Here is a 12,754-nt window from a genome sequence, read left to right on the forward strand (position 1 = left end):
CCAATGTTGTGCCTGAGCGCACGGTGAGGAAGAAGAGTATGCCCCAGTTTCTTAGCGAAGATTTTCTGTTAGACAGCGAATTTGCTCGTCGTTTGTATCATGACTACGCGGCTGATCAGCCTATTTTTGATTACCATTGCCACTTGCCGCCTGAACAGATTGCAGAAAACTACCGCTTTAAAAACCTGTATGACATCTGGTTGAAAGGTGATCACTACAAATGGCGTGCCATGCGTACTAACGGTGTGCCGGAGCGTCTTTGTACCGGTGATGCCAGCGACTGGGAGAAATTTTCCGCCTGGGCAGAAACTGTGCCGCACACCATTGGTAACCCGTTGTACCACTGGACGCATCTCGAACTGCGCCGTCCGTTTGGTGTAACAGGTACGCTGTTAGCGCCGGGTACGGCGAAAGAGATTTGGGATCGCTGCAACGCCCTGCTGGAGCGTGATGAATTTACCGCGCGCGGCATCATGCAGCAGATGAACGTGAAAATGGTCGGTACCACCGACGACCCGATTGACGACCTGCGTCATCACAAAGCCATCGCCGCTGATGGCAGCTTTAACGTTAAAGTGCTGCCAAGCTGGCGTCCTGACAAAGCGTTCAACATCGAGTTGGCCACCTTTAACGATTACATGGCGAAACTGGGTGAAGTGTCTGATACCGATATTCGTCGTTTCAGCGATTTGCAGGCCGCACTGACCAAGCGTCTGGATCACTTTGCCGCGCACGGCTGTAAAGTTTCTGACCACGCGCTGGACGTGGTGCTGTTTGCTGAAGCCGATGAAGCGACGCTGGATGGCATTCTGTCTCGTCGTTTGGGCGGTGCTGCGCTGAGCGATCTCGAAGTGGCGCAGTTCAAAACTGCCGTACTGGTATGGCTGGGTGCGGAATATGCGCGTCGCGGTTGGGTACAGCAGTACCACATTGGTGCGCTGCGTAACAACAATCTGCGTCAATTTAAACTGCTGGGGCCAGACGTTGGTTTTGATTCCATCAACGATCGCCCACTGGCACAAGAGTTGTCTCGCCTGCTGAGCAAGCAGAATGAAGAAAACCTGTTGCCGAAAACCATTCTGTACTGCCTGAACCCGCGCGATAACGAAGTGCTGGGCACTATGGTCGGTAACTTCCAGGGTGAAGGCATGCCGGGCAAAATGCAGTTTGGTTCCGGCTGGTGGTTCAACGATCAGAAAGACGGCATGCAGCGTCAAATGACACAGCTGGCGCAACTGGGCCTGCTGAGCCGCTTTGTGGGCATGTTGACCGACAGCCGCAGCTTCCTGTCTTACACTCGCCATGAGTATTTCCGTCGTATTCTGTGCCAAATGATCGGCCGCTGGGTAGAAGACGGCGAAGCACCGGCAGACATCAATCTGCTGGGCGACATGGTGAAAAATATTTGTTTCGATAACGCTAAAAACTATTTCGCCATCGAATTATAAGACCGTGGGCGCGCGCAGGTGCGCGCGCCTTGACATTGTATCGTGGGCAAGGTGACAGGGCGGTAACAACCTGACCCCGATCGCACTTCCTGTCCTGAGGTAGCTTCTTAATGCAAACATTGAATCGTCGTGACTTCCCTGGTCGTCAACATCCTGATCGTATTATCCAATTCGGTGAGGGTAACTTTCTGCGCGCGTTTGTTGACTGGCAGTTAGATTTGCTAAACGAACATACCGATCTGGATGCGGGTGTGGTGATCGTTCGTCCGATTGATACCGATTTTCCGCCTTCATTAGACACTCAGTATGGGCTGTACACCACGATCATTCGTGGTTTGAATGAGCAGGGCGAAGCGGTGCGTGAACCGCGTCTGATCCGCTCGGTTAACCGTGAAATCAACATTTACCGTCAGTTTGATGAGTACCTGGCACTGGCACACGACGCCAATATTCGTTTCGTGTTCTCCAACACCACTGAAGCGGGCATCAGCTATCACGCTGACGATCGTTTGACGGATACCCCGCCGGTCAGCTATCCGGCAAAACTGACGCGCCTGCTGTTCGAGCGCTTTAACCACTTCAACGGTGCCGCTGACAAAGGCTGGGTGCTGTTGCCGTGTGAACTTATCGATTATAACGGCGTTGCACTGAAAGAACTGGTGCTGCGCTATGCCGCGCAGTGGGAACTGCCGCAGGCCTTTGTCACCTGGATCAATGAAAACAACACCTTCTGCTCCACGCTGGTTGACCGTATTGTGACGGGCTACCCGCGCGCCGAAGTGGAAGCGCTGCAACAGGAAATGGGCTACCAGGATACCTTCTGGGATACCGCCGAGTACTTCTACCTGTTTGTGATTCAGGGGCCGCAATGGCTGGCGCAAGAGCTGCGTCTTGACAAGCTGGACCTGAATATCCGCATCGTTGACGACATCAAACCGTACAAAGAGCGCAAAGTGGCGATTCTGAACGGTGCGCACACTGCGCTGGTGCCGGTTGCCTTCCTGGCAGGTCTGGATACCGTGGGCGAATCTATGAATGATGCGCAAATCAGCAGCTTTGTGGAAAAAACCATTGCCGAAGAGATCGTTCCGGTGCTGGATTTGCCGCACGATGAGCTGACCTCTTTTGCTCAAGCGGTGCTGAGCCGTTTCCGTAACCCGTTTATTCAGCACCAGCTGTTGTCCATTGCCCTGAACGGCATGACGAAATTCCGCACCCGCATTCTGCCGCAACTGCTGGCCTACCGTGAGCAGAAAGGGGCGTTGCCGGCGCGTCTGACCTTTGCACTGGCGGCGCTGATCGCGTTCTACCGTGGCGATCGCAACGGTGAAGCCTACCCGCTGCAAGATGATGCGCACTGGCTGGAGCGCTATAGCACCCTGTGGCACGGCGTCAACGATCGCACAACGTCGCTGCAAGCGCTGGTTACCACCGTGCTGAGCGATGCGGATCACTGGGAACAGGATCTGACGCAGGTGCCAGGATTGGTAGAACAGGTTACGCAGCAACTGCAAGCGATCGTCGATCGCGGCATGAGAGCGGCAGTAGAAGGGTATTGTTAATGGCTGACGATTTATCGATGCAAAGCATCATCAAAATCCACGCGCTGGACAATGTGGCCGTTGCGTTGCGTGATGTTGAGCAAGGTGAGGCAGTAACGGCGGGTGGTGTGACGGTCACGCTGCCACAGCCGGTGGCGCGTGGGCACAAATTTGCACTTTATGACATTGCGCCGGGCGAGATGATCGTGAAGTACGGCTTGCCGATCGGCCATGCGTTAGTGGCTATCGCGCCGGGACAGCATATTCACTCCCAGAATGCCAAGACTAACCTGAGCGATCTGGATGAGTATCAGTACCAGCCGGAATTCATGACGCTGCCGGCACAGATGGCCGATCGTGACGTACAGATCTACCGTCGTAAAAACGGCAATGTCGGGGTGCGTAATGAACTGTGGATCCTGCCGACCGTGGGCTGTGTTAACGGCATCGCGCGTCAGATCCAGACTCGCTTCCTGAAAGAAACCAACAATGCAGAAGGCATTGACGGGGTTTACCTGTTTACTCACCCGTTCGGTTGTTCCCAGTTGGGGCAAGACCATGAAAACACGCGTACCATGCTGCAAAACATGGTGCGCCACCCCAATGCGGGGGCGGTTCTGGTGATTGGCCTTGGCTGTGAAAACAACCAGGTAGATGCGTTCCGCACCACGTTGGGCGAGTATGACGAAGAACGTGTTACCTTCATGATCTGCCAACAGCAGGATGATGAAGTCGAAGCCGGGTTGGAGCGTCTGCATGCATTGTATGAAGCGATGCGTAACGATCAACGTGTTCCGGGCAAACTGAGCGAGCTCAAGTTTGGTCTGGAGTGTGGCGGCTCGGATGGGTTGTCAGGCATTACCGCCAACCCGTTGCTGGGGCGTTTCTCGGATTACATGATCGCCAACGGCGGCACCACGGTGCTGACGGAAGTGCCAGAAATGTTTGGCGCAGAGCGTATTCTGATGAGCCGCTGCCGCGATGAAGCGACGTTTGAAAAAACGGTCCACATGGTCAATGACTTCAAACAGTACTTTATCGAGCACAACCAGCCGATTTATGAGAACCCTTCGCCGGGTAACAAGGCCGGTGGTATCACTACGCTGGAAGAGAAATCACTGGGCTGTACCCAGAAAGCGGGGCAGAGCAAAGTGGTGGACGTGCTCAAGTATGGTGAACGCCTGCATACGCCGGGATTGAATCTGCTCAGCGCACCGGGTAACGATGCGGTAGCGACCAGCGCGCTGTGGCGGGCGCGGGCTGCCATATGGTATTGTTCAGTACCGGTCGCGGAACGCCTTACGGCGGTTTTGTCCCTACGGTGAAACTGGCAACCAACAGCGAGTTGGCACAGAAAAAACCGCACTGGATCGACTTTGATGCCGGCCGCCTGATCCATGGGGTGGAAATGGACGATCTGCTGACCCAGTTTGTGGACATGATCGTGCAAATTGCTGATGGCAAAAAGCTGGCGAAAAACGAGATCAATGATTTCCGCGAACTGGCGATATTTAAAAGTGGCGTAACGTTGTAAAACCTCCCGCTTTTAATTAAAATGAAACGGCGTTCCATTTATTGGCGCCGTTTTATTTATTTTCCCCACTCCTTTTCCCAAGGCACAGATCATGACGAGCTATTGGTTTGCTCAGGCAGTGGGGGCGATTGCCTTCCTGGTGGGGATTACCGTATTTTTTCACCGTGACGATCGCAAATTCAAACTACAGCTTTCCCTCTACAGCGCCATCATCGGTATCCATTTCTTTTTGATGGGGGCAAATGCCGCAGGAGCCAGCGCATTGCTGAATGCCGGGCGTACGGTAATTGCCACGCGTACCCACAATCTTGTGGTGATGTTTGCCTTTATCATTCTGACGCTGGTGTTTGGGCTTTCTGGTCTTAAGCATGCGGTTGAACTGCTGCCGATCCTGGGTACGCTGATCAGCACCTGGGCGCTGTTCCGCACCAGTGGGTTGACCACGCGCTGTATTATCTGGTGCGCCACGCTATGCTGGGTAATACACAACGTATGGCTTGGTTCAATCGGCGGCTCGCTGATTGAAGGCACATTTTTGATCCTCAATGGCTACAACATCATTCGTTTTTGGCGCATGCAGAAGCGTGGGCTGGACCCGTTCCGGGCGGAAACGCAATCTCATTAATGTCGCTATTGCTCCGTTTTCCCTCACCTTGAGACAGAAGATGAGGGTAACGAGAAGGTGTTACAGCAGGTTCAGCCGTTCTTTCTCTGCCAACTTGGCATCTTCCGCATCACACACTGCCGCCGTAAAGATGACGTCCGTGGAGGAGTTCACTGCGGTTTCCACCGAGTCTTGAATCACACCGATGATAAAGCCGACGGCGACCACTTGCATGGCCACGTCATTCGCAATACCAAACATGCTGCACGCCAGCGGGATTAACAGCAATGATCCTCCGGCAACCCCCGATGCGCCACAGGCACAAATGGCGGCGACCACGCTGAGCAGCAGTGCGGTAGGCATATCGACATGGATGCCCAGCGTATGAGCGGCAGCCAACGTCAGGATGGTGATGGTCACCGCTGCACCCGCCATGTTAATGGTGGCTCCCAGCGGGATGGCGACGGAGTAGGTGTCTTCGTCCAGATTCAGTTTACGACAAAGCTCCATGTTCACCGGGATGTTGGCTGCCGAACTGCGAGTGAAAAAGGCGGTAATACCGCTTTCGCGCAGGCAGGTCAGCACCAGCGGATACGGGTTGCGGCGAATTTTCCAGAACACGATCAGCGGATTGATGACAAACATCACGATCAGCATGCCACCGACCAGTACGGTTAGCAGATGCGCGTAACCCCACAGTGCGTCAAAGCCGGTTTCTGCTAACGTTGAGGATACCAGACCAAAAATCCCAAGCGGTGCAAAGCGAATCACGGTGCGCACCAGCAGCGTCACCGCATCAGAGGCATCGTTGATAAAGGCTTTGGTGGACGGCGAGGCGTGGCGAAACGCGATGCCAAAACCAATTGCCCACACCAGAATACCGATGTAGTTGGCGTTGATCAGCGCATGAATCGGGTTGGCGACCACGCTCATCAGTAACCCTTTCAGCACCTCAACAATGCCAGCGGGCGGTACGATATCGGCAGACTGTGCGCTCAAGGCGAGGGTAGTGGGGAACAAAAAGCCCAGAACCACCGCGACCAGCGCGGCCGAAAAGGTGCCGATGCCGTACAGGACCAGAATGGGGCGGATATTGGTTTTCTGTCCTTGCTGATGATTGGTGATGGACGCCATCACCAGAACCAGTACCAAAACAGGCGCAACGGCTTTCAAGCCTCCGACAAACAGCGTACCGAGCAGGCCGACGGCCAAGGCCGCCGAGGGGGATAGCAGCGCGAGGAGAATACCTAACGCTAACCCGACAACGATTTGCTGCACCAGACTGCCTCGCACTGTATAGCGGAGAATCGCAGAGTATGTATTTTTCATAAAATAGACGGTGTTCCCGTTCCGTAACTTAACAAGGGTTGTGTGGTAGCACGTTGCAGGATGAAAACCTCTGGAGAATGCAATGGGTTTTTTTTCATAACCTGTAACAAAGTGTTTGCGCAGAGCAGTATAGGGAAAAGAGACATTAAAAAAAGCAATGGCACACGAATTTGTGCGGCGGGTCATTCACAAATCGCCTCCTTTTACGGAGGCGATAAGCGGTTTAGCGAGCGGCGCGCTGATTCACCCACAGGTTAATCAGCAGCGTGATGGCCAGAATGCTGGCTACCACGCCCAGAGAGATAGCGATAGGAATATGGAACAGGTCGATCAGCATCATCTTGGTGCCGATAAACACCAGAATGACGGCCAGACCATACTTGAGCAGCGAGAACTTCTCCGCCACGCCAGCCAGCAGGAAATACATGGCGCGCAGGCCCAGAATGGCAAACAGGTTGGAGGTCAGCACAATAAACGGGTCGGTGGTCACCGCAAATATGGCCGGGATACTGTCAACGGCAAAGATAACATCGCTGATCTCAACCAGAATCAAGACTAAAAACAGCGGGGTGGCATACAGAATACCGTTACGCCGCAAGAAGAAGCGTTCGTTTTCGATGGTATCCGTCATCCGCAGGTGCCCACGTAGCCAACGCACTAGCGGCTTGTCGCCAAGATCGCCACCATCGTCTTTGGAGAACGCCATTTTCAGGCCGGTGAACAGCAGGAACGCGCCAAATACGTAGAGTAACCATTGGAATTGCGTAACCAGCCAGCTGCCACCAAACACCATCAGCGTTCGCAGGATGATGGCTCCCAGCACGCCATACACCAGCACACGCCGCTGATAGTGGGCGGGCACGCCGAAATAGCTGAACAGCATCAGCCAGACGAAGACGTTATCGACAGCGAGCGCTTTTTCAATCAGATAACCGGTGAGGAAGGCGAGGGCTTGCGTGTTGGCGACTTCTACGCCGAGCGTGCCTTTCAGATACCACCAGAATCCGGCATTGAAGGCGAGCGACAGCGTAACCCAAATCAATGACCAGGCAGCCGCCTGGCGAAAGGTCATGGTGGTGGCACCCTTACGCCCTTGATAGAGCAAATCTACCGCCAGCATGGCGATAACAATGACAGCGAAGCTGCCCCACAACCACGGCGTACCGATGGAGTTCATAACAGGTTCCTTGCAACAAAAATTAACACCGTCAGGCCTCATTTTTATCTGGCGCGATGGCGAGCCAGGTAAAAAAAAACGACATGTATCGGAAGACACAGGTCGTTTGGTCACTCGCGTTGCAAATGTCCCTCGCCTTCCGGCAAGGTCTCACTTACAACGCCAATGCAGAATGTTCATTGGTATTGCCCGATAACCGGAAGCATATCTCCACTTACTTTATAGCAAGCTTGACACATGACTTCGTAATGACGATTAATCGGCGGAAAAGTTACTCCCCTTTGCATCAGCAAAGATAGGTGAAAAGTCGATCCAGGTCAAATTCTGTGAACACTTTTCACCTGCCCCGTTATTGCGGTCCGCAGGGAAAACGGAAAATAAACCACGCTAAAACTACTTTTTAACCAAAACACCTTTGGGTGTTGCCCAAACGGCGTGGCTGCAGTATTTCTGTGTCCGAAACCGAACCCTTGATGACGATGCACTGAGGTGAAGGGCGCAGGATTTCAGCACAGATACGCGCCGGAAGCCCCATGCTATCCGGTTATTACAGCGATCGACCGCTAAACTTCCGCTGTCGCTATTATCGATCCAGCTCTCGGTGTACCTCGATGCCATTCAGCCTTGCGACAGCCAGCACAGCTACTCACTCAAACTCTGCATCTGCCCGCTCAAGCCCGTGACGCACTATCCCGTTGCATAAAACTTATTGTACTGTAATCCTTTTTTGGAAGATTCCGTTATCAAAATAGGCTTTACTCTCGTACTATACGGTGTTTTCATGGGACTTTACCTATATCAAATAACCTAAAACTTAAATGCGATAGTCGCTTACACTAAATAAACACGTTACGGGCTAAGGTAACTAAATAATACTCTAAACGTATGGGGTTTCCGTTATTCAAACCACCCCAATCAATAGTCATTAAATGAAGTTTCTTGACGTGGTGTTCTTCGCAATTAAATTGCACGATTTTTTTAAAAAAACTTATATATTATGAATGCTTACTCATCTGACTTTAGACATTGCGGTTATATGCACTACAGGGCCATGGCTGGATGCTAACCTTCTGAAAAAGATACACTACTCACTGAAGTGGCAAATCTCGAAAAAGACCCTTATGCCCCAGATGAAACACTGAGAAAGAGAAGTTATGGGAATGCAATCATTCTGCCATGGCAACCGGACCGCCTCTTCTGGCTTCCCACCGTTACTCGTAACGGTAAGGAAAAGTCGGGATACGACCAGGGTTCTAACAATCCGGATCATGAGTCAATTCGTTATTTCAATTCACTCAGCCGAGAGTTAAAAAAAACGGCTTTTATAAATAAATTAGTACTTGAGGATTATCATTATACATTTGGTCTTGCCGATTACTATTTACCGATTTATGTAGGCGTCCATTTGGTCAGCGTCTCCTGCACTGACAATGCTAAGCCCGGATTCAGCTCACCAGACTGTTTTCATCAGGACGGAGAGCCCTTCACGTTTGCTCACCTCGTCAGACGCAGCGAAAATGCGTCTGGCGGGAGAAACTATATTGCTGGGACGGAGGTGAGAAATAAAAAACTTTCTGAAATTTCTGAGAATGATATTCTTCATCATTTTCAGCTCGACGAATTTATGGACAGCTTCGCCGTATGCGATGAACTCGTCAGTCATTACGTAGATCATCTCCATATGAATAAACCGTCTACCCCAGCCGAACGTACAATGATTCTTATCGATTTTTCAAAAACCAAGCAAAGCATATAGTTAAAAACTTATAGGCCTTTTAATGCATGATTCCTTAATTTCTGTGGCAATGGTATTTTTTCTTCTCATGTCTGGTTATTTTTCAGGCAAGCTATCAAGTCCAAAACTGAAAAATTTTTGTGTCTCGCTGATCTCCAACGTAGTTCTGCTGCTTCTGTTTTGTATGGGAATTGATTTTGGAAGCATTTTTACTCAGCGGGACGTTGGATACCAGATAATTAAAAGCGCCCTCTTATTCTCGGCACTGATTGCTTTCTTTACTTACATTTTCCTATACAGGAAGCGCCGAGTTACGTCAGTCAAAAAGGAAGAGCTCTCATTTTTTATGCCGTTCAAAGGCTGTTTAAAAGCGATGACGGCTTTTCTGTTGGGCTTGGCTGTTTTTAAAATAACGGGGGTTCGGCTGGAGGACGTACATTTATCCAGTAGCTATGTCCTCTCTATTTTGATCTTTTTGGTTGGAATCGACCTTGTCGGTTTCAAAATAGGTCGCTTCAACCTAGAGTTGGTCGCTGTTCCCATTTTTACTATATTCGCTACCCTGTTAGCCGTTTTTGTATTTTCAGTCTTCTCTCATCTGTCGTGGAGAGAATTATTTGTGGTTTCGAGCGGGTTGGGGTGGTTTTCACTCTCGGGACCGATGGTTAACAAGCTGGTTTCGCCCGAAATGGGGGCGATGGCATTCATGACGGATTTCTTCAGAGAAATGTTCAGCATCATGTTTCTTTATTTTCTGGGTAAGAAGCAACCCACAGGTGCCATCGGTATATCGGGCGCTGCCGCCCTAGACTCCGCATTACCTTTTATCAGAGAGAATTGTGAAGAGACATACATCAGCCATGCCATATTCAGCGGGTTTGTTCTGACTGTTCTGGCCCCATTTTTAATCTCCTTCTCAGTAACGTTAGTTGGGTAGCCGCTCCAGAGATTAGCGCGAACTTTCCAGAACGGAATTATGCTCAGGTATCGCGTAAGGATAGTTTCCGTTTTCCAAGCGGCCCTGTTATTGATCCTCAGAAAGTGTGGTGCTGTCGGCGGGGAACACTACGCCGGTCTGGCGGCGAATGTCTGTTTGTAAGCGCGCGACGGTGAGTGAGCGTGTCAGAAAGGCGTGATTGACGTCATTCTTGGCGACCAGTGAGGCAAAGGTTTCCACTTCATACAGCATGCTGTTGATATGCTGCGGTTGGGACAAATCGATTCGTTGACCGTTGCGCGGCACCAGGCTGACCTGCTGGCATTCCGACAGCCTGTCGATGACCAGCGACCCTTCCTCCCCCTGAATTTCACTGGGAATGGCGCTGTTGCTCACCTTGGAATGCGCGATAATCACGTCAAAATCCCCGTAACTCAGTACAACGCTGCCGTGTCCGTCCACGCCGCTTTCCAACAGGGCCGCACTGGCCTGAACGTTATGGGGATCGCCCCACAGGCTGACGGCGAATGCCAGGCAGTAGTAGCCAATATCCATGATGGAGCCGTTGGAAAACGCCGGGTTAAAGGTGTTGGGGTTCTCTCCCGCCAGATAGGGTTGGTAACGGGAAGAATATTGGCAGTAATTCAGAAACACTTTGCGCAGCCGACCAATGCGCGCTAGCCCCTGCATCACCACGGCGTAATTAGGCAAGCTCGCGGTTTTGAAAGCTTCGAATAACACAACCTGATTGGCTTGTGCGCACGCGATCATTCTCTGGGCCTGGGCATGGTTTGACGCCAACGGTTTTTCGCAGACCACGTGTTTGCCATGCTCGAGAAACAGGATGGATTGTTCCGCGTGCAGGCTATTCGGACTCGCGATATAGACCGCATCAATCAGATCGGACTGGGCGAGTGCCTCCAGAGAGGTGAAGCAGTGTTCAACCAGATAGTTCGTTTGAAATTGCTGCGCTTTTTCCTGCGAACGGGAGTAGATGGCGATCAACTTCATCTTGCCGGTTTCATGTGCAGCATCAACAAACTGGCGCGTGATTTGACTGGTTCCTACAATAGCGAAACGAATCATGACGGGTCGATGTTCCTGGCGAGAGCGTAAGAAAAACAGAGTAACATGATGTGGGCGCAAGGCAATCGTCCTGTCGCGGTTCTGCGTAGGGGAAAACCACGACAACAGGAGGTCTCGCGGCCGGATTCCCCCTGACTGACGAAAAGCATTTACTGCTCCCCAACGTTACGGGGTACACTGCGCAACCTTTATGACGCGGGAGAGGCCGATGAGCCAATTGGAACTGGAAACGCGAACGCTCACGTTGGTGCGTTATCCGAAAACGTCTGAGAATTCCACTTTACAAGCCTGGGAAGCAGCAGATGCGTTTTTGCTGAACGAAATTGCTGCCATGGAGCTTGCGCCTGGGCCCGTTGTGATTCTAAACGACACATTCGGTGCACTGGCCTGTGGATTACAGGCGTATGAGCCGCTCTGCGTCAGCGACAGCTACCTGAGCCAACTGGCGACGCGACATAATCTGTCGCTCAACGGCTTTGCGCCGGAATCCGTCGTGTTGCAAGACAGCCTGACGGCATTACCTGATGCGCCATCGCTGGTGGTTATCAAAGTGCCAAAAACGCTGGCGATGCTGGAGTATCAGCTCCACATGCTGCGCTCGGTCGTCGCCCCGCATACGCGAATTATTGCCGGTGCGAAGGCGCGCGACATTCATACTTCCACGTTGCAACTGTTTGAAAAAATCATTGGCCCGACGCGCACGTCACTGGCGTGGAAAAAGGCGCGTCTGATTCACTGCGACGTGGCGCAAATCAATGTAGGTAAGTATTCACCAACCGTTGAATGGGAACTGGAGGGGTATGGTTACCGTATCCACAACCATGCCAACGTGTTTTCACGCGGCAGCCTGGATATTGGTACGCGTTTTTTTATGCAGCACTTGCCCCATGATATTGACGGCAAGATCATGGATTTAGGCTGCGGTAATGGGATTGTCGGGCTGGTGGCGCTGGCGCAAAATCCTTCAGCGCTGGTCAGCTTCGTTGATGAATCCCATATGGCGCTCGCTTCCAGCCGCATGAACGTGGAAATCAACTGTCCGCACGATCTGCCGCGTGCCAGTTTTGTGGTGAATAACTCGCTGGCCAACATTGCCCCTGATTCGCTGCAAGCGGTGCTGTGTAACCCGCCGTTCCACCAGCAGCAGACCATCACCGACCATCTGGCCTGGAATATGTTCAGCGACGCGCGCCGCTGTTTAGCGCATGGCGGTGAGTTGCGTATCGTAGGCAATCGCCACCTCAACTACTATCAGAAGCTGAAACACCTGTTTGGCAACTGCGAACAGCTGGCAGGCAACAACAAGTTTGTGGTGTTGCGCGCGGTGAAGCTAGCAGCGTCTCGCTGAACGGGAGTTGAGTAA

Annotated in this window: 9 protein-coding genes and 1 pseudogene; 7 read left to right on the forward strand and 3 right to left on the reverse strand. The window is 52.0% G+C overall.

From position 1 onward, the window contains the following. Nucleotides 1-38 precede the first annotated feature (38 nt). From uxaC to K6K13_RS02285, 4 genes and pseudogenes are all read left to right on the forward strand, one after another. On the forward strand, nt 39-1,448 hold the full coding sequence (uxaC, locus tag K6K13_RS02270) for a glucuronate isomerase (RefSeq protein ID WP_222159371.1): 1,410 nt from the start codon (nt 39-41) through the stop codon (nt 1,446-1,448). A gap of 110 nt (nt 1,449-1,558) precedes the next feature. Beyond that, a complete protein-coding gene (locus K6K13_RS02275) occupies nt 1,559-3,010 on the forward strand; it encodes a tagaturonate reductase (RefSeq protein WP_222159372.1) in 1,452 nt (483 codons plus the stop codon). A 17-nt stretch (nt 3,011-3,027) separates the two neighbouring features. Then, a pseudogene (locus K6K13_RS02280) lies at nt 3,028-4,523 on the forward strand (UxaA family hydrolase). A 91-nt stretch (nt 4,524-4,614) separates the two neighbouring features. Then, complete coding sequence (locus K6K13_RS02285; protein WP_222159373.1) at nt 4,615-5,148, forward strand: YgjV family protein; 534 nt, start codon at nt 4,615-4,617, stop codon at nt 5,146-5,148. Nucleotides 5,149-5,208: 60 nt separating this feature from the next. Here the strand turns inward: K6K13_RS02285 and sstT are convergent, their stop codons facing one another. Together sstT and K6K13_RS02295 are read right to left on the reverse strand one after the other, a co-directional pair. Further along, the gene (gene sstT / locus K6K13_RS02290) at nt 5,209-6,456 is read right to left on the reverse strand and encodes a serine/threonine transporter SstT (protein ID WP_222159374.1); all 1,248 of its coding nucleotides are present in this window, start codon (nt 6,454-6,456) and stop codon (nt 5,209-5,211) included. A gap of 223 nt (nt 6,457-6,679) precedes the next feature. After that, nucleotides 6,680-7,633, reverse strand: a complete 954-nt coding sequence (locus K6K13_RS02295) for a TerC family protein (protein ID WP_222159375.1) — start codon at nt 7,631-7,633, stop codon at nt 6,680-6,682. Between the two features lie 1,096 nt (nt 7,634-8,729). Here K6K13_RS02295 and K6K13_RS02300 point away from each other — a divergent pair. Both K6K13_RS02300 and K6K13_RS02305 read left to right on the forward strand, forming a co-directional pair. Further along, a complete protein-coding gene (locus K6K13_RS02300) occupies nt 8,730-9,389 on the forward strand; it encodes a 2OG-Fe dioxygenase family protein (RefSeq protein WP_222159376.1) in 660 nt (219 codons plus the stop codon). 22 nt (nt 9,390-9,411) lie between these two features. After that, nucleotides 9,412-10,305: a LysO family transporter gene (locus K6K13_RS02305; protein ID WP_222159377.1), complete on the forward strand. Its 894-nt coding sequence runs from the start codon at nt 9,412-9,414 to the stop codon at nt 10,303-10,305. Nucleotides 10,306-10,392: 87 nt separating this feature from the next. On the opposite strand, the gene K6K13_RS02310 is transcribed toward K6K13_RS02305, so the two are convergent. Then, nucleotides 10,393-11,391 (reverse strand): Gfo/Idh/MocA family protein, encoded by a 999-nt coding sequence (locus K6K13_RS02310; RefSeq protein WP_222159378.1) that lies wholly within the window; start codon nt 11,389-11,391, stop codon nt 10,393-10,395. 208 nt (nt 11,392-11,599) lie between these two features. On the opposite strand from K6K13_RS02310, the gene rlmG reads away from it, so the two are divergent. Beyond that, entirely contained in the window at nt 11,600-12,739 is a 1,140-nt protein-coding gene (rlmG, locus tag K6K13_RS02315; RefSeq protein WP_222159379.1) for a 23S rRNA (guanine(1835)-N(2))-methyltransferase RlmG, read from the forward strand. Nucleotides 12,740-12,754 lie beyond the last annotated feature (15 nt).

This window comes from Symbiopectobacterium purcellii (genome assembly GCF_019797845.1).
Classification (GTDB): Bacteria; Pseudomonadota; Gammaproteobacteria; order Enterobacterales; family Enterobacteriaceae; genus Symbiopectobacterium; species Symbiopectobacterium purcellii.

Excerpts from the sequence above, each read along its gene's own strand:
- K6K13_RS02310 (WP_222159378.1), bottom strand. The coding sequence starts at position 11,391 with ATGATTCGTTTCGCTATTGTAGGAACCAGTCAAATCACGCGCCAGTTT.
- rlmG (WP_222159379.1), top strand. The coding sequence starts at position 11,600 with ATGAGCCAATTGGAACTGGAAACGCGAACGCTCACGTTGGTGCGTTAT.
- sstT (WP_222159374.1), bottom strand. The coding sequence starts at position 6,456 with ATGAAAAATACATACTCTGCGATTCTCCGCTATACAGTGCGAGGCAGT.
- uxaC (WP_222159371.1), top strand. The coding sequence starts at position 39 with ATGCCCCAGTTTCTTAGCGAAGATTTTCTGTTAGACAGCGAATTTGCT.
- K6K13_RS02295 (WP_222159375.1), bottom strand. The coding sequence starts at position 7,633 with ATGAACTCCATCGGTACGCCGTGGTTGTGGGGCAGCTTCGCTGTCATT.
- K6K13_RS02305 (WP_222159377.1), top strand. The coding sequence starts at position 9,412 with ATGCATGATTCCTTAATTTCTGTGGCAATGGTATTTTTTCTTCTCATG.
- K6K13_RS02285 (WP_222159373.1), top strand. The coding sequence starts at position 4,615 with ATGACGAGCTATTGGTTTGCTCAGGCAGTGGGGGCGATTGCCTTCCTG.
- K6K13_RS02275 (WP_222159372.1), top strand. The coding sequence starts at position 1,559 with ATGCAAACATTGAATCGTCGTGACTTCCCTGGTCGTCAACATCCTGAT.